The 17,200-nt window shown below is 71.6% G+C and carries 17 protein-coding genes; 13 read left to right on the plus strand and 4 right to left on the minus strand.

Annotated features, from left to right (window positions below; genetic code table 11):
- Positions 1–369, minus strand: coding sequence for a GntR family transcriptional regulator (locus P8S73_RS09050; RefSeq protein WP_039100967.1), 369 nt, complete (start codon positions 367–369; stop codon positions 1–3).
- A gap of 91 nt (positions 370–460) precedes the next feature.
- Here P8S73_RS09050 and P8S73_RS09055 point away from each other — a divergent pair, with 91 nt between their 5' ends.
- From P8S73_RS09055 to P8S73_RS09095, 9 genes are all read left to right on the plus strand, one after another.
- On the plus strand, positions 461–1,687 hold the full coding sequence (locus P8S73_RS09055) for an acyl-CoA dehydrogenase family protein (protein ID WP_237573698.1): 1,227 nt from the start codon (positions 461–463) through the stop codon (positions 1,685–1,687).
- Positions 1,681–3,018: a PIG-L family deacetylase gene (locus P8S73_RS09060; protein WP_039100966.1), complete on the plus strand. Its 1,338-nt coding sequence runs from the start codon at positions 1,681–1,683 to the stop codon at positions 3,016–3,018. Before P8S73_RS09055 ends, P8S73_RS09060 begins: the two co-directional genes overlap by 7 nt.
- A gap of 269 nt (positions 3,019–3,287) precedes the next feature.
- Positions 3,288–4,004 (plus strand): glycosyltransferase family 2 protein, encoded by a 717-nt coding sequence (locus tag P8S73_RS09065; RefSeq protein ID WP_237573697.1) that lies wholly within the window; start codon positions 3,288–3,290, stop codon positions 4,002–4,004.
- Between the two features lie 65 nt (positions 4,005–4,069).
- Positions 4,070–4,534 (plus strand): SRPBCC domain-containing protein, encoded by a 465-nt coding sequence (locus P8S73_RS09070; RefSeq protein WP_019311091.1) that lies wholly within the window; start codon positions 4,070–4,072, stop codon positions 4,532–4,534.
- Between the two features lie 450 nt (positions 4,535–4,984).
- Positions 4,985–6,022: an IS30 family transposase gene (locus P8S73_RS09075; RefSeq protein WP_168165702.1), complete on the plus strand. Its 1,038-nt coding sequence runs from the start codon at positions 4,985–4,987 to the stop codon at positions 6,020–6,022.
- Between the two features lie 210 nt (positions 6,023–6,232).
- On the plus strand, positions 6,233–7,456 hold the full coding sequence (locus P8S73_RS09080) for an MFS transporter (RefSeq protein WP_035885291.1): 1,224 nt from the start codon (positions 6,233–6,235) through the stop codon (positions 7,454–7,456).
- Positions 7,457–7,583: 127 nt separating this feature from the next.
- Positions 7,584–7,781: a helix-turn-helix transcriptional regulator gene (locus P8S73_RS09085; RefSeq protein ID WP_019310632.1), complete on the plus strand. Its 198-nt coding sequence runs from the start codon at positions 7,584–7,586 to the stop codon at positions 7,779–7,781.
- A complete protein-coding gene (locus tag P8S73_RS09090) occupies positions 7,778–8,971 on the plus strand; it encodes a type II toxin-antitoxin system HipA family toxin (RefSeq protein WP_019310631.1) in 1,194 nt (397 codons plus the stop codon). Before P8S73_RS09085 ends, P8S73_RS09090 begins: the two co-directional genes overlap by 4 nt.
- 238 nt (positions 8,972–9,209) lie before the next feature.
- Positions 9,210–10,304, plus strand: a complete 1,095-nt coding sequence (locus P8S73_RS09095; protein ID WP_019310630.1) for an alanine--glyoxylate aminotransferase family protein — start codon at positions 9,210–9,212, stop codon at positions 10,302–10,304.
- An 87-nt stretch (positions 10,305–10,391) separates the two neighbouring features.
- Here P8S73_RS09095 and P8S73_RS09100 read toward each other — a convergent pair whose 3' ends face one another.
- Positions 10,392–10,946 carry a type 1 glutamine amidotransferase domain-containing protein gene (locus P8S73_RS09100; RefSeq protein WP_019310629.1) on the minus strand — a complete coding sequence of 185 codons (555 nt, stop codon included), beginning with the start codon at positions 10,944–10,946 and terminating at the stop codon, positions 10,392–10,394.
- A 353-nt stretch (positions 10,947–11,299) separates the two neighbouring features.
- Here P8S73_RS09100 and P8S73_RS09105 point away from each other — a divergent pair, with 353 nt between their 5' ends.
- The 4 genes from P8S73_RS09105 to P8S73_RS09120 are packed head-to-tail and all read left to right on the plus strand — an operon-like array spanning position 11,300 to position 15,291.
- Positions 11,300–11,941, plus strand: a complete 642-nt coding sequence (locus tag P8S73_RS09105; protein WP_019310628.1) for an ABC transporter permease — start codon at positions 11,300–11,302, stop codon at positions 11,939–11,941.
- Complete coding sequence (locus tag P8S73_RS09110) at positions 11,934–13,373, plus strand: ABC transporter ATP-binding protein (protein WP_100205740.1); 1,440 nt, start codon at positions 11,934–11,936, stop codon at positions 13,371–13,373. The genes P8S73_RS09105 and P8S73_RS09110 overlap by 8 nt, the downstream gene beginning before the upstream one ends.
- Positions 13,370–14,149, plus strand: coding sequence for an ABC transporter permease (locus P8S73_RS09115; RefSeq protein WP_183085932.1), 780 nt, complete (start codon positions 13,370–13,372; stop codon positions 14,147–14,149). Before P8S73_RS09110 ends, P8S73_RS09115 begins: the two co-directional genes overlap by 4 nt.
- Complete coding sequence (locus P8S73_RS09120; protein WP_019310625.1) at positions 14,146–15,291, plus strand: glycine betaine ABC transporter substrate-binding protein; 1,146 nt, start codon at positions 14,146–14,148, stop codon at positions 15,289–15,291. The genes P8S73_RS09115 and P8S73_RS09120 overlap by 4 nt, the downstream gene beginning before the upstream one ends.
- Positions 15,292–15,398: 107 nt before the next feature.
- Here the strand turns inward: P8S73_RS09120 and P8S73_RS09125 are convergent, their stop codons facing one another.
- Both P8S73_RS09125 and P8S73_RS09130 read right to left on the minus strand, forming a co-directional pair.
- A complete protein-coding gene (locus tag P8S73_RS09125; RefSeq protein WP_019310624.1) occupies positions 15,399–16,355 on the minus strand; it encodes a hypothetical protein in 957 nt (318 codons plus the stop codon).
- Positions 16,356–16,364: 9 nt separating this feature from the next.
- A complete protein-coding gene (locus P8S73_RS09130) occupies positions 16,365–16,994 on the minus strand; it encodes a TetR/AcrR family transcriptional regulator (RefSeq protein WP_019310623.1) in 630 nt (209 codons plus the stop codon).
- Between the last annotated feature and the right edge of the window lie 206 nt (positions 16,995–17,200).

Below are 17,200 nucleotides of genomic sequence, written 5' to 3' on the forward strand. Positions count from 1 at the left end.
TCACTGGGCCGCACGCCTGTCCAGCGCCCGCTCCACTAGTGCCAGGCACTCCTCGGGCGAGTAGTGCAGCTGTCCCGCCACCACGTCCAGGTAGGCGGCGGCCGCCCGCGCCGCGCTGGACTCCCGGTCGTCACGGCCCTGCGCGATGAACGTGCCCTTGCGGCCGTGGGTCTCGATGATCCCTCGGGTCTCCATCTCCCGGTACGCCTTGGCCACGGTCCCGGCCGCGAGCCCGAGGTCCGCCGCGAGGGTGCGCACGGGCGGGATGCGGTCACCCACCACGAGGTCCCCGGCTGAGACGTCCCGCAGCACGCACTCCACGAGCTGCTCGTACACCGGGGTGGTGGAGTGGGGGTCGACCGTGAACATGGGTGCGCCTTTCCGTCGTCTGCCCTCATCGTAGGGCCCGCCCCACCTCCGGCGGGGTGCGGCGGAGACGCCCGTCACTGCACGTAGGCTGATGGTCGTGTCCGCGCCTGCAGAACTTCCGTTCCCGCCCGCCGCCGTTCCAGATCCGCACGCGGTGCGGGTCTTCGTCGACCACGCCCTGGAGCGCGCCTGCGAACTCGGGCCGCAGCTGCCCGCACCGGGGGAGGGGCGCACGGCCGAGCTGTGGCGCACCCTGAGCGAGCTCGGGCGCACCGATCTGGCGCACGCGCGCATCATCGAGCCCCACCTGGACGCCCTCGCGATCCTCCGCCAGGCCGGTCGCGAGGACCTCGTCACCGACCACGACACCTGGGCCGTGTGGGCCGCGGAGGGTCCGGGGGAGCCTCTGCTGGCCACGCCGACGACGCCGCCCGGGGGCACCGGCGCGGGCGGCCAGCCGGGCACCACCTGGACCCTCACCGGCACCAAGCCGTGGTGCTCGCTCGCCGACTCCGTGACGCGCGCGGTCGTCACGGCGCACGTGACCGACGAGCACGGCGAGCCGACCGGACATCGCCGCGCGTTCGTCGTGGCCACCGACCACCCCGGCTTCCAGCCCGCGCCCGTGACGCAGTGGACTTCGCACGGGCTCGCGGAGGTCGTGACCGTGCCCGTCACGTTCGAGGCCGTCCCGGCCGAGCCGCTCGGCGCGGACGAGTGGTACCTGACGCGCCCCGGTTTCGCGTGGGGCGGCATGGGTGTGGCCGCCATCTGGCTGGGCGGCGCGCAGTCGGTTGCGGACCTGCTGTGGCGCCAGCTGCGCCACCCCCGCCGCCCGGTGGACGACGCCGCCCACACCGCCCTCGGGCAGCTGGACCTCACGCTCGGGGCGGCTCGCGCCGTGCTGGAGCAGGCCGCCGTGGCCGTGGACACGGGCGACGCCGCCGGGGACCGCGGTGCCGCCTGGGCCCTGCGCGTGCGCCGCACCGTGGCCGACGCCGCCGAGACCGTGATCCGCGTGGTCTCCCGCGCCACGGGCCCCGGCCCGCTCACCGGGGACCCCGCACACATTCGCCGCGTGGAGTCCCTCCAGGTCTACATCCGCCAGGACCACGCCGAGCGGGACACCGCCGCGCTGGGGCGCACCCTGCTGGCGCTCGCGGCCGAGGACTCGGCCCGGGTCGATGACGCCGCAACCACTGGGCCCGCCGCGACTTCCCCCGCGCGGGCGACCCGCTCGGCCGCCGAGAGCTGGGCATCGGGAACGTCCCGGGCTGTCCCCGGTGCCGGAGCGGCTCCCGAGGACACCCCGTGGTGACCTTCGACCACCGGGATCCGGGCACCCCGGAGGAGGACTGGGCCCGCTGCGGCGCCCTGCACCGTGCCCCGGAGCTGGACCTCGCGGGGGTGGACCGCGCCGTGGTGTTCGCCGCGCACCCGGACGACGAGACCCTCGGCGCGGGCGGCACCGTGCACCGGCTCGCGCGGCAGGGCACTGAGGTGCGCGTGGTCGTGGCAACCCTCGGGGAGAACTCCCACCCGGACTCCACCACGTTCACGCCGGCCGAGCTCGCGCGGCTGCGTCACGAGGAACTGGCCGCCGCGGTGCGGACTCTGACCGGGCAGGATGCGCCGCCCGTGTACCTGTCCCTGACGGACGGTGGCCTCACCGAGGAGCAGCTGCGAGAACCCGTGGCCGAGCATCTCGACTGGGCGGAGCAGGGTGAGAAGCCCCTGGTGCTCTGCACGTGGGAGAGGGACGGCCACACCGACCACGAGGTGCTCGCCCGCGCGGTGGCCCGCGCCGCCGGTGCGCGGGGTGTGCGCTGCGTGCAGTACCCCGTGTGGTTCTGGCACTGGGGCTCACCCACCCGCCTGCCGCGCGGTCTGGTGCGGGTGCCGCTGTCGGAAGAGGACCGCGCGGCCAAGTGTGACGCCCTGGCCCACCACGTCACGCAGGTGCGTCCGCTCTCGGACCGGCCCGGTGACGAGGTGCTGCTGGGGGAGCACGTGCTCGCGCACTTCGACCGCTCCGCCGAGCTCTTCGTGCTGGTCGCCCCGGACCAGTCAGCCGTGTTCGACCGCGTGCACTCCGACGCCGAGGACCCCTGGGACGTGGACACCTCCTGGTACGAGCGGCGCAAGCGCGAGGTGCTCCTCGGCTGCCTGCCGCGTCCGCGCTACGAGCGTGTGCTCGACATCGGCTGCTCCACGGGCGCGCTCACGGCGGAGCTCGCCCAGCGGGCGGGTGCCGTGACCGCGGTGGACGCGAGCGACGTCGCCCTGCGTGCCGCCCGCGCCCGGCTCGCGGAGGTGGGCGCCGCCAACGTCGACCTCGTCCACGCCGTGCTGCCCGCAGAGTGGCGAGAGGAGTGGACTCCCAGAGACCTGATCGTGGTGAGCGAGATGGGGTACTTCTGCTCGCCCGAGCAGTGGGACGAGCTGCTGGAGCGCTGTGCCACCGCCCTGGAGCCTGAGGGGCACCTGGTGCTGTGCCACTGGCGCCACCCCATCCAGGACTGGCCCCTGGACGGCGCGGACGTGCACCGCGAGGCCCGCCGCCGCCCGGATTTGCGGCGCGTGGTGAGCCACCGGGAACGGGACTTCGAGCTGGAGATCTTCGAACCCGTGCCGCGGGAGCAGGGATGATCCGGCGGGTCGCGGTGGTGGTTCCGGCCTGCAACGAGGAGCAGCGCGTGGGACGGTGCATCGCGTCCGTGGCCGCGGCGATTGCGGCGGCCTGCACCACGGCTCGCGCGATGGGGGCGCCGTCGCAGACGGCCCCCGGGGCAGTCCCTGCCGTGCCCACGGGGTCGGAGCCCGCGCCGCCGGGGGACGACGCCGCCGCGCCGCCGGCCGACTCCGAGCTATCGTCTCCCGACGGACCCGACGGACCCGACGGACCCGGCGGACCCGGCGTGTCCGCGCCGCTCCACGTGACCGTGGTGCTCGCCGCGGACGCGTGCACCGACCGCACGGTGGAGCGCGCGAGCGCCGCGTGGGCGGCGTCGGGACTGCCCGAGGGCACGGCGCGGCTCGAGGTGGTGACGGGATCGTGGCGCAGTGCGGGCGGGGCTCGAGCGGCCGCGGCGTCGTGGGCGCTGGCGAACTGCCGGCCGGAGTGGATCGCCTCCACGGACGCGGACACCGCGGTGCCCGGGAACTGGGTTGCCCACCAGCTGGAGCGCGCGGCGCACGGGGTGGACGCGGTGCTCGGCACCGTGGAGCCGGACCCCGCGGAGTGCCCGGTGGCCGTGTACCGCCTGTGGCAGCGGGAGCACACGCTCGCGGAGGGGCACCCGCACATCCACGCCGCGAACATGGGGGTGCGCGCGCGCAGCTACGAGCGTGCGGGTGGGTTTCCCGCGCTGGAGTGCAGCGAGGACGAGGCGCTCGTGGCCGCACTGCACCGGGTGGGAGCGCGCATCGAGGCCACGGATCGGATCCGGGTGATCACCTCCGCGCGGTTCGAGGGTCGCGCCGAGCTCGGCTTCGCCCACCACCTGCTGGGCCTCGCGCAGCTGGCCGGTCAGCCGGAGGAGGCGCCGTGGCCGGGGGCCGGACAGCCGCAGCGGCCCGAGCCCGCGGGCCGCGCGAACGGCCCGGAGTTCTTCGCCCACCGCAAAAACGCTTGAACCTCCACCCCCGGTCCTGGCTACCGTGGGTGGGAAAGAGCACGTCACCACACAGGAGGTATCTCGTGAGCGAGAAGAGCATCACTGTCAGCCGTGTCATCGACGCCCCGGCGGAGGAGATCTTCGAGGTCTTGACCCTGCCCGCCAAGCACCCCGGCCTGGACGCCTCCGGGACCGTCATCTCCGGCACGGACCAGCGCATCCAGAAGGTGGGGGACGTGTTCGTGATGAACATGAACGCCGAGATGATGGGCGGGGACTACAAGATGGAGAACCACGTCACCGGCCTGGACCCCAACAAGCTCATCGCGTGGAAGCCCTGCCCGGAGGGCACCTCCGTGGAGGACAACGGCTGGGAGTGGATGTACGAGCTGCAGCCCGAGGGCTCGGACTCCACCATCGTGACCCTCACCTACTCGTGGGAGCACGCCAACCCCAAGGTGGAGAAGAAGGTCAGCTTCCCGGTCTTCGACCAGAACGTCCTGGAGGAGTCCCTGGACAAGCTCGCCGCGTCCGTCTCGGGTTCCTGACACCCTCGCGGGGCCACGGCCCCGCGCGCCGGTGAACGACGCCGCCCGCACTCTCCCACGGGTGGGTTCTAGCGATCCCCGCAACACCCTGAATTTCAGGGAGTTGCGGGGATCGTGTTGTCAGATGAGTTGAAGGTGGCGTTTTTCCAGGCGCTGGAACGTGGGGATGGCAGCATCACAGTGGCTGCTCGCGATGTTGGTGTGAACCGGAATACCGCATACGGCTGGGCACGTAAAGCAGGGATCCGTGGTCGCGGGATCCCCAGCACCGGGCCGCACCCGCGGAAGGACGAGTACTTTCAGCTCAGGGCCGGAGGCCTCTCGCGGCGTGAAGCGGTAGCCATCGTCGGAGTCCATGAGCGCACCGCGCAGGAATGGGACCGCGGCATCAAACACACGGGCCATGTCCGCATCTATCCAGATGGCCGCCGGGTGGACTACAACACCGGTATGACCACACTCCTCGCGGGTCCTGCGCTACCAGCTCTGGAAGCCCAACTAGATCCCCGCTTCCTCACGCTGAAGGACCGGGAAGTGATCGCTGACCTGCACCGTGCTGGCCACAGCTTGCGTGCGATCGGCCGAGCGTTGGGCAGGCCGGCCTCGACGATCAAACGCGAGCTCGATGCCCGTTCAGTGGACGGGGCGTACCAGCCGTATGCCGCTCAGCGTGGCTGGGCAGCATCTCGGCCCCGGCCGAAGAAACCCAAGCTCTGCCTGCCTTCCCGGCTGCGGGACTACGTCCAGGACAAGCTCATGCTGCGGTGGTCTCCGGAGCAGATCAGTCACACTCTGGTCAAAGAGTTCCACGACGATGAGAGCATGCGAGTGAGTCCCGAGACTATCTATCAGGCCCTCTACCTCCAGGCCCGTGGCGGTCTGAAACGGGAGGTCGCAGCCGCGCTGCGCACCGGCCGGACCCGCCGCAAGCCCCACAAACATCCTGATCAACGCACCTCGCGGTTCGTTGATCACATGGTGATGATCTCCGACCGCCCACCGCAGGTCGAGGACCGGGCCGTGCCCGGGCACTGGGAAGGCGATCTCATCGTGGGCCCCGGCAGCGCCTCGGCGATCCTCACCTTGGTCGAGCGTTCCACTCGCTACGTTCTGCTGGGGCACCTGCCCGGTGGCCACAGCGCCGAGGAAGTCCGAGATGTGCTCACAGCGCTGATCACCACGTTGCCCGCACACCTGCGGGGCTCACTGACCTGGGACCAGGGATGCGAGATGGCACGGCACAAACAATTCACGGTCGCGACAGGGGTGCCGGTGTACTTCTGCGACCCCCACTCACCATGGCAGCGCGGTAGCAACGAGAACACCAACGGCCTGTTGCGTCAGTACTTCCCCAAGAGCACCGACCTTCGGCCTTACAGCCCGCAGGACCTCGAGCACGTCTCACAGGAACTCAACGCACGCCCACGCAAAACGCTCAACTGGGATACCCCAGCCGAGCGTCTGCGTGATCTACTGACAACCACATAACCATCAGGTGTTGCGAGGACCCCTAGAAACCGCCACGGAAGGGTGCGGGCGGCGTCGTGCTCGGGGGCACGCCCGGACGATGCCGCGCGGTCGCCTCCCCAGCCCGGGCGACGTCGTCCGGGCGTAGCCTGGCGGGGGCCGGGTGGGACACGGACGACCACGTGGTGCCCGGAACAGCGGATCGTCAGCGAGCAGAAGGTGGCTTCGAGCATGGGATCGTCGCGCACGGCGTGGGAGGGCTACGAGAAGGGCAGCTCGGGGTACCGGCGGATCCTCGTGGCGCTGCTGTGCGCGGGGGTCGCGACGTTCGCGCAGCTGTACTCGGTGCAGGGTGTGCTCCCCATTCTCGCCGAGGACCTCCACGTGGACGCCGCACAGTCTGCGCTCGCGGTCTCCTCGGCCACCATGGGCCTGGCGGTGGGCGTGATCCCGTGGTCCCTGGTTTCCGACCGGTGGGGGCGACGTCGCACGATGGTCGCCGCGGTGAGCGCGGCCACGGTGCTCGGTGTGCTCGTGGGGCTCATGCATACGTTCGAGTCCCTCGTGGCCCTGCGCTTCGTGGAGGGCGTGGCCCTGGGTGGCATCCCGGCGGTGGCCATGGCCTACCTCGCGGAGGAGGTCAGCTCGCGCCACGGAGCAGCGGCGGCGGGCACCTACATCTCCGGAACGAGCCTCGGCGGGCTCTCCGGCAGGATCGTGGCCGCACCCCTCGCGGACTTCTTCGGCTGGCGCGTGGGCACGTCGGTGGTTGCCCTGATCGCGGCGGCCGCCGCCGTCGTCTTCATCCTGCTCGCCCCGCGGCAACGCGGTTTCACGGCTCAACCCGTCAAGATCACGGGCGAGCACGGGCTGCTCGAGCACCTGTGGATCAACCTCAAGGACCCCCGCCTGCTCACGCTCTACCTGCAGGGCTTCCTGCTCATGGGCGGGTTCGTGGCCGTGTACAACTACATCGGCTTCCACCTGGGCGAGGCCCCGTACAGCGTGCCGCAGAGCGTGATCTCGGTGCTGTTCCTGGCCTACCTCTCCGGCACGTGGTCCTCCGCCCGGGCCGGGGGCCTCGCGGGGCGATTCGGTCGGAAGCCCGTGCTGCTCGGCTCCGCCCTGGTGATGCTCGGCGGACTGCTGCTCACCGCCGTGCCGTGGCTGCCGGTGATCGTGGCGGGGCTGCTCGTGTTCACGGCCGGGTTCTTCGCGGCGCACTCCGTGGCGAACGGGTGGGTCCCCGCGCTCGCCACGGAGGGCCGGGCGCAGGCGTCTTCGCTGTACACGCTGTTCTACTACGGGGGATCGTCGGTGCTCGGCTACGCGGTGGGCGTCCCCTTCACCGCCGCGGGGTGGAACGGGGCGGTGCTGTGCATCACGGGGTTGATCGTGGCGGCCGTGGTGCTCGCGCTGACCTTCCTGCCCCGAGCGGCAGCATCCTGCCGATAGGCCACCTCCGGCGGGTTCGACGACGCCGCGGAGCCTGGAAAGGCAACATCTTGCCGGTTTACGGGGTTTGGCGGCAGAATGAGGTCCACTGAACCGTAATCGGCAACTTCTTGCCGGAGGGGGACTGATGCAGGGGATCGTGGAGCCGGGTGAGGCCATCCGGAGAGCACGCCGTGAGGCGGGTCTCACCCAGAAGGACCTCGCGGACCTCTCGGGCGTCTCCGAGAGGACGGTGCGCGCCATCGAGACGGGACGGGGCAACCCCACGGTGGCCGCCCTCGTCGCCACCGCCGGCGTGCTCGGTCTGCGGGTGAGCGTGGCATGACGGCGGACGTGCAGCGCCTGCGCTCGGTCGCCGCGGCGGACGTCTACAAGGCCGGACGGCTGGCGGCACGACTGGAACGGGGTGACGCTGCGAGCACCGTGTTCACCTACGACGAGCAGTACCGGCAGCTGGGAGGCCCTCCGGTGGCGACGACGCTGCCCGTCCAGGAGGCGCCCGTCGCCACGGCCTCGGGCGGGGTGCCCGCGTTCTTCGCGGGTCTGCTGCCGGAGGGTCACCGTCTGACCGTCCTGCGGAACGCGATCAAGACGAGTCCCGATGACGAGCTCTCCCTGCTCATGGCTGTGGGGGCAGATGCCCCGGGGGACGTCCAGGTGGTTCCCGCGGGAACCCCTCCGGCCGAGCCCGACCCACTGGTCGACACGGCTCACCTGCAGGACGTCGACTTCTCACGACTCGCCACCGCTCTGGACCTCCACGCCCTGCCGGGGGTCCAGGAGAAGGCCAGCGCGTCGATGCTCACCGCCCCCGTGGCCGCGGCGGAGAAGCGCTACATCCTCAAACTGGATCCCCCGGACCACCCCCATCTCGTCGCCAACGAGGCACTGCACCTCGCCGCCGCGAGGCACCTCAGGATCCCGGTGGCCCCGGCGCAGACCGTGGTGGACCGTCATGGCGTTGCCGGGCTGATGGTGGAGCGGTTCGACCGGACATTCCGCGACGGCAGCTGGTCCCGCAATGCCGCGGAGGACGCGTGCCAGGTCATGGGGCTGGCTCCGGCGGCGAAGTACACCCTCACCTCGGAGGAAGTGGTGCGCGCGCTCGCGGACACGACGGCGGCTCCCCTGGTGGCCACCAGAAACCTCTACCTGCAGTTCGTGTTCTCCTGGCTGACCGGCAACGGCGATCTCCACGCGAAGAACGTCTCCGTGCTCGCGGGCACCGGCGGACGGTTCGAGGTGGCCCCCGTCTACGACGTGCCCTGCACGCTCCTCTACGACGACAGGACCCAGGCGCTGCCGGTGGACGGGCGGGTCAAGAACCTTCGGGCGGGTCACTGGGCAGCCTTCGCCCGTGCCATCGGGCTGCCGGAGCGCGCGGCCCACTCGGCGAACGCGCTGGCGCTGAAAGCCGCGAGCACCGTCGACCTCGAGGCCCTGCCGTTCCACGGGTCCCCCCTGCGATTCGCGGAACGGGAGCTGCGCCAGCGGCGGGCCGAGCTGGCCGGCTGAGCCCCGCGGCGTCGTCGGGCGGAAAGCACGGCACGAGAGCGCCGGGGTGAAGCGGTTCGACCGCAGAAGCGCGAGCGAGTGGCCGGGGCGGGAAACGGCCGGTCATCGCGTGGGCTGTGATCTGGCTCTACTCTGGAGGTGGCCCCGCACACCACAGCGCGCCGCCGTCCGCCGGTTCTCCCGCGGACACCGCCTCGCGAGAACTCGAGCGAGGCCGGCGCAGTCAGGAGACCCTTCCATGAGCGAGATCATGACCGTCCGCCACCTGTTCGGTCCCGGCCCCACCAACCCGTACCCGGAGGCCACCGAGGCGCTCGCGCGCCCGCTGCTCGGCCACCTGGACCCGCAGTTCCTCGCGGTCATGGACAGCGCGTGCGACGGGCTGCGGAAGGTGTGGGGCACCGACAACCGCCGCACCCTGCCGCTGTCCGCCACGGGCTCCGCAGGCATGGAGGCGGCGTTCGTCAACTTCGTGAACCCGGGGGACCCCGTGGTGATCGCGGTCAACGGCCTGTTCGGGGAGCGCATGTGCGACGTCGCCGCCCGCTGCGGTGCCGAGGTGACCCGTGTGGACTTCCCGTTCGGCGAGCCCGTGGATCCTGAGAAGGTGGCCGCGGCGCACCCGTCCCCGAAGATCATCGCGGCGGTGCACGCGGAGACCTCCACGGGTGTCCGCTCGGACATCGCCGCCCTCGGCGCGCTCAAGGGTGACGCCCTGCTCCTCGTGGACGCCGTGACGTCCATCGGCGGGATCGAGCTGAAGGCGGACGAGTGGGGCATCGACATCGGCTACGCGGGCACCCAGAAGTGCCTGGGCGTGGCCCCCGGCCTGGCGCCGTTCACGGTGTCGGACCGGGCGTGGGAGCGCCGCGTGGACAAGCCCCGCTCGTGGTACCTGGACCTCGGGATGCTGGGCGGCTACGTGGGGGAGGCCTCCGGGGCCACCCGCACCTACCACCACACCGCGCCGGTCGCGATGGTCGCCTCCCTGGAGGCCGGTCTGCGCCGCGTGCTGGCCGAAGGTCTCGACGCCGTCCGCGAGCGTCACGAGGCCGCGGGCCGTGCGCTGCAGGACGGGTTGCAGGAGATGGGCCTGGAGCTCTTCGCCCGTGAGGGCCACCGCCTGCCGGAGCTGACCACCGTAAAGGTCCCGGAGGGCGTGGACTCCGCCGCGGTCCGCAAGGAGCTGCTGGAGACCTACAACATCGAGATCGGCCCCGGCGTGAAGGAGTACGCGAGCACCGTGTGGCGCATCGGGCTCATGGGCCCGAACGCGTCCCTGGAGTCTGTGACCCTGATCCTGGGTGCGCTGAGGAACGTGCTGGGCCGCTGACCCTCGCAACCACCTGACCCACGCGAACGGCGGGCCCCACCGGGAAGGTGGAGCCCGCCGTCGTCGTGCGGTGTGAAGGGGCGCGGATCAGGCGGTGAGCTGGTCCTCGATGGCGCCCACGAACGCGTCCAGGTCACCGGGGTTGCGGGAGGTGATGAGCGTCCAGCCGTTGGCGGGGCACACCTTCACCTGCTCGTCCACCCAGCTGCCGCCGGCGTTGACGATGTCCGTCTTGACCGACTGGTAGGAGGTCAGGGTCTTGCCGTCCACCAGGCCGGACTCCACGAGCAGCCACGGGCCGTGGCAGATGGAGGCCACCGGGCGCCCGGAGGAGGCGAAGGCCTTGGCGATCTTCTGCGCGTCCTCGTCCAGGCGCAAGGAGTCCGCGCTCAGGGTGCCGCCGGGCAGCAGCAGGAGGTCGTACGCGGCATCGTCCACGGAGGAGATGGTCGCGTCCACGGGGAAGGTCTCGCCGAGGTCCCAGTCGCCCACGAGGGACTTCACCTCGCCGGACTCGGGGGCGGCCACCGTGACCTCCGCGCCGTCGGCGCGCAGCTTGTCGGCGGGCACCTTCAGCTCGTCCTGCTCCACGCCCTGGTTGTTCACGAGGAGGAGGATCTTCTTTCCGGACAGGTCAGACATTGCTAAGGGTCCTTTCTATCGGGTGATGACTTCTACTGTGGCACCGCGCTCCCGAAGCCTGCAAGATCGTGGCGGCGGGTTCCGCTGACAGCGGGACGCGCACGACGCCGCTCGGCTCGGCCCCGGTGCGGAGGCGCGGGGGCACGGTGGCTCGGAGAACCACGCTGGAGTCGCGCCGGGTGCGGGCCGAACCCGCGGGGTGCGGCGCGGCGTGGTCCCGAAAGATGCGAATGCACCTACGATCGAAGAGCGAGAGACGGCTCCTGCCGGCACCGAGCCGGCAGTCCGCGGCGGGGCCACGGCCCGCTGCGTCGAACGCCGGTTCCGCGCCGATCCGAGGAGCCGGTACACCCATGTGGGACTTCATCACCCAGAGACGCGAGGAGATCCTCTTCGCGTCCTGGCAGCACTTCAGCCTGGTGGTCCAGTGCCTGGTGCTGGCCACGGTGCTGGCGGTGGTCATCGCCGCGCTGGTCTACCGCAGCTCCACGGCCTCGGGGATCGCCAACGGGGTCTCCGCCGTGGGGCTCACCATCCCGTCCTTCGCGCTCATCGGGCTGCTCATCGCACCGTTCGGCTTCGGCGTCACCCCGGCCGTGATCGTGGTGACGTTCTTCGCCACCCTGCCCATCCTGCGCAACGCCGTGGTGGGACTCAGCGGGATCCCCGGCGCCGTGCGGGAATCCGCGCGCGGGATCGGCATGAGCCAGCTGCGCACCCTGCTCACCGTGGAGATCCCCATGGCCTGGCCGGTGATCATGGCGGGCATCCGGGTCTCCGCGCAGATGGTCATGGGCATTGCCGCCGTGGCCGCCTACACCCTCGGCCCGGGACTGGGCGGATTCATCTTCTCGGGCCTGTCCCGGCTGGGAGGTGCCAATGCCTTCGAGTCGGTCGTCGTGGGCGTGGTGGGTGTGATCGTCCTGGCCGTCATCCTCGACCTGGCGCTCGTGCTCATCGGTCGACTCACCACTCCGCGAGGTATCCGTGTCTGAACAGTCAGCAGCAGCAACCGGCGAGCAGTCCGTGAGCGGTGCCGCCATCCTTCTGCAGCAGGTCACCAAGCGGTACCCGGGCCAGAAGAAGCCCGCGGTGGGTGGTCTCACCCTGGAGATCCCGGCCGGCAGCGTGGTCATGCTCGTGGGCCCCTCCGGGTGCGGCAAAACCACCACGCTGAAGATGATCAACAGGCTCATCGAGCCCTCGAGCGGCAGCATCGTGATCAACGGGGACGACGTCACGGGCATGGACGGTGACAAGCTGCGCCGCAACATCGGCTACGTCATCCAGGCCGGTGGGCTGTTCCCGCACATGACGGTGGGGGCGAACATCGCCCTGGTCCCCAAGATGCTGAAGTGGGACAGAAAGCGCATCGCGCGCCGCGTGGACGAGCTGCTCGAACTCGTCTCCCTGGACCCGGACACCTACCGGGACCGCTACCCCAAGGAGCTCTCCGGCGGCCAGCAGCAGCGTGTGGGAGTGGCCCGGGCGCTCGCGGCGGACCCGCCCGTGCTGCTCATGGACGAGCCCTTCGGAGCCGTGGACCCCATCACCCGTCAGCGGCTGCAGAACGAGCTGCTCAACATCCAGGCCGAGCTGCAGAAGACCATCGTGTGCGTGACCCACGACTTCGACGAGGCCGTGAAGCTCGGGGACTGGATTGCCGTGTTCGACGAGGGGGCACGGCTCGTGCAGTACGACTCCCCGGAGCGGATCCTGGCCAATCCCGCGGACGACTTCGTGGAGAGCTTCATCGGTTCCGGCGCGGGCCTCAAGCAGCTCACCCTGAGCAGGGTGGGTGAGGTGGAGCTGGCAGACGCCCACGTGGCCGCGGCGGACACCGCACCCGCTGACGTGCTGGCGGGCATGGTGGCCGCGGGAGAGGAGAACGTGGTGCTCACGGATTCCTCCGGACGGCCCGTGCAGTGGTTGTCCCGCCGGCAGGTGGAGCGGTTGCGGACCTTGCCCGCCGCGGCGGACCCCACCCTCCCCCTGGTGACGGCGCAGTCCACGCTCCACGACGCCCTGGATGCGATGCTCATGGGCAGCACGGGCAGTGCGCTCGTGGTGGACCGCCGGGGCCGCCTGGTGGGCCTGGTGACCATCGCGACCATCATGGACGCGATCTCCGCATCCCAGTCCGCGGCCCGAAAGGACTCCGAGAGCCCCGAGGGAGCGAACACGGCGCAGTTCACCGCCTCCACCTCCGAGCCCGCAGCCGCCGGATCTCACGCCGCGGCACCGGGCGAAGCACCCGTCGGGCACGGCAGAGCTCCCGCCGGGGAGGGCGAGGCGACCGCCGAGGGCAGCGACGCGGACCCCTCGGTGAGCGCCACGCCGTCCCCCGGCCACGGAGACCCGGCGCACGGAGGCCCCGCAGGGCCCGAGCAGGGTGCCGCTCCCGAGGTCCGGGGCGGGCGGGCATGAGCGCCACGACTCAGGCCCCCGATGCCGCCCGGGCCGAGGCCGAGACCCTCACGAGCGGGGGCATGCGCGCACTGTGGATCCAGCTGGTCGTGGTGCTCCTGGCGATCGTGGGCCTGTGGTCCTACCTGGCCTTTGGCGACCTGAGCGAGACGGAGCGGACCACTCTGGCCCCGGCAAACCTCTGGGACTACACCGTGGAGCACCTGCAGCTCACGGTGGTGGCCGCGGCCATCGTGCTGGTGATCGCCATCCCGCTGGGCATCCTGCTGAGCCGGCGCCCGTTCCGGCGGCTCTCCGGGCCGGTCATGGTGGTCGCGAACATCGGGCAGGCCGCTCCCGCGATCGGTCTGATCGTGCTGCTGGCCTTCATCGTGGGCTTCGGTTTCACCGCGGCCGTCATCGCCCTGGTGGCCTACGCCGTGCTCCCGGTGCTGCGCAACACCATGGTGGGGCTGCAGCAGGTGGACCAGCGGCTCGTGGAGGCCGGGCGGGGCATGGGCATGAGCGCCGCCGCGGTGCTGTTCCGGGTGGAGCTTCCCCTGGCCGTCCCCGTGATGCTCGCCGGGATCCGCACGGCGCTCGTGCTGCTGGTCGGCACGGCCACGCTGGCCACGTTCATCAACGGCGGCGGGCTGGGCATCCTCATCACCACCGGTGTGAACCTCAACCTGACCAAGGTCCTCGTGGTGGGATCGCTGCTGGTGGCACTGCTCGCCATCGTCGTCGACTGGCTCGGCCGCGTGGTCGAGCACGTGGCCCGACCGAAGGGACTGTGACCATGACGCACGCATCGGAAGTCCACGGCTGCGGGTGGCCGGGCGGCGCGGCGTCGTCGGGCCCGGCCGCTCCCGCCCCGGACGGCGACGACGCCGCGCACCGGAACACCGCGGCCCCGGCGTCCCCCGGTGGGCGGCACCGCTCGCGCCGCCGGGGGCGACGTGCCGCCTCGGGTGTGGCCGCCGTGGCCGGGGTCCTGCTGCTGGCGGGCTGCGGACTGCAGCCGGCCTCGTCCTACGTGCCCGCGGCCGGACCGGGCACCATCCAGCCGATCGAGGGGCTGCCGGAGGACGCGCACCTCACGGTGGCGGGCAAGAACTTCACGGAGCAGCTCATCCTGGGCAAGATGGCCGTGCTCGCCGCGCAGGCCGCCGGGTTCGAGGTCACGGACCTCACCAACATCCCCGGCAGCCAGCCCACCCGCGAGGTCATGCTCTCCGGGGAGGCGGACATGACCTACGAGTACACGGGCACCGCGTGGATCACCTACCTCAACCACGAGAAGGGGATCGCGGACCAGCAGAAGCAGTACGAGGCGGTGCGGGACGCGGACCTGGAGAACGGGCTCACGTGGGCGGAACCGGCCCCGCTGAACAACACCTACCGGTTCGCGGTGCGCAGCGAGGCCGTGGCGGAGCTGGGTGACATCAAGACGTTCTCGGACGTGGCCGAGCTCCCCGTGAGCGAGCGCACGTTCTGCGTGGAGGCGGAGTTCAACTCCCGCCCGGACGGGCTGAACCCCATGCTGGAGGCGTACGGGCTGGACCGCGGCGCGGCGGACGGGGTGCCGGACGAAAACATCGGGGTCTACGACACCGGCGCCGTCTACACCGCCACGGACGCCGGGGACTGCAACTTCGGCGAGGCCTTCACCACGGACGGACGCATCGACACCCTGGACCTCACGCTGCTGGAGGACGACCGCGGGTTCTTCCCCGCCTACAACGCCGCGCCGGTGTTCAGCACCGAGACCCTGGAGCAGTACCCGGAGCTGGAGGACGTGTTCGCGCAGCTCTCCCCGCTGCTCACGGACGAAACCATGCGCGAGCTCAACGCCCGCGTGGACCAGGGCGGCGAGGAGCCGGGGGACGTGGCCTACGACTGGATGGTGGAGCAGGGGCTCATCACCCCGGCGTCCTGACCCTCCCGGGGTGCGCGTCGCCGACGGCGTACCGGTCCGCCCGGCGCCACGCGGCCGGCCCACCGGGCTGACGTGCCGCAGGAGCGGGCGGGCCGCATCCCGGGCGATCAGCCCGCCTGCTCCTGGATGATCGCGATCTTCTGCCACACCTTCCGCGCCATGTCCGAGGTGAGGGTCTCGATGCCCTCCACCGCATCCAGCACGTCCCCGTCCGTGGTGTCCTCCGCGAACAGCGCCGCAGTCTTGCCCACCAGGGAGAGCATCTCGGTGCAGTAGTCCAGGTACTGCGTCATCTCGGAGCGGGTCATCCACAGTTCTCCGCCGCGCTCATCCGTCGTTGGCGACGATGCCGCGTCGGTCCCGTCCGCAGCCACCGGCGGCACGTCGTCACCGCTCGGACCCGCGCCGCGGCCGTGGGCGTCACCCACCGCCGCCTCCGACGACGCCGCTCCGCCGCCCCGCGCGGAACCGGCACCTGGGCCGCGGGGGTGCGCGGGCGACGTCGTGCCCCCGGCCTCCGGACGGGCGGTCGGCAGGCGCTCGGGGACCTTGACGAGCTGGTGCATGTCGATCACGTGGGCCAGCGAGCGCAGCCGGTGCAGCACGCGCAGCACCCGGGCGCGCTCCATGCGCTGGGGCACGGCCAGCAGGAAGAAGATGGCGATGCCCGCGAAGACGAGGTCGTTGACCACGGTCTCCAGCAGGGGCAGCCAGTCCACGGGGCCCAGGGCGTCGGGGTTGGACCAGAGGCTCGCGGCGGCCAGGGCGATGGCCGTGCCGAAGACCAGCAGCACCACCAGCACGCCGAGCCGCGAGAGCAGCCGGGCCGAGCGGATCCGGCGTCGGCTGATGCCGCCGCCCTCGACCACCTCGTCCACCAGGGCGATCAGCTCACCGCCCACCTCCCACAGGCTGCGGCGGGGGAAGCGCGCGTAGATCCGGCGCTGCAGGGTGGCGGCGGAACCGCGGACGGCGGCGCTGTCGAGGCGCTGGTAGCGGCTGCCGGCCGGAGGGCCGTCGTCGTGGTCGTCGGGGCGCGCGGGAAGCGGGCGAGGGGAACGCATCCCAGCAGGTTACGTCAGCGGGGACGGCCCGCCGGCGTGCTCTGCGCCACGGGCACGCACGGGAGCGAGGACTCCCCGCAGCTGTGCCTCCAGGAGGTCGGAGGAGGCGATCGGCAGGCCGAGCGCGGCAGTGACCTGGGTGCCCAGGAGGAAGGTCAGCAGGGTGTCTCCCCACAGGGTGAGGTCCACGTCCTCCGCGAGCTCCCCGGCGCCGCGGGCCTCGGTCAGCCACCCGGTGACGGACTCGCGCCACTGCGCCATGAACCGCCGGTTGTGCTCCGCCCGCACGGGATCGTGGGTGGCCTCCTGCCAGAAGGTCATGACCACGCGGGCCTCGTCCAGCCGGTCCGCGTCCAGGGGCATGACCTCGCGGCAGAACACCTCCAGGGCGGCCAGGCCGGAGCGTTCCACCACCGCACGGGTCACGCGCTCGTTGGTGCGCTCGAACACGTGGGTGTAGGTGGCCTCGATGAGATCCGCCTTGGAGGCGAAGTACGGCTTGAGGGCGCCGTTCGCGTACCCGGCCTCCGCTGCCACCTGGCGCATGGTCATCCCCGAGGAGCCGTCCCGGGCGAGCACGCGCCACACGGCGCGCACGATCTCCTGCTGGCGGGCGGCGTGGTCCACCACTCGGGGCATCTGCGGACCTCCTGGGGGTCGGGGGTGCTCGGGGTGCGGGCGACGCCGGTGGCGCGGTGGGGCCGGTGCCCGGGCGGCGTCGTCGGTCGTCAGGGGGTTGTCACGGGGCGGGGGCCGCCCTAGTCTCTACAAGCGTAGAACAAAAGTGATCCGGGACACATTCTGCGGGTCACGGCCCGCCGCGGTGTCGGCGCCACGAAAGGATC

Origin of the sequence: Kocuria sp. ChxB, from assembly GCF_044359605.1 — a bacterium.
GTDB lineage: Bacteria > Actinomycetota > Actinomycetes > Actinomycetales > Micrococcaceae > Kocuria > Kocuria rhizophila.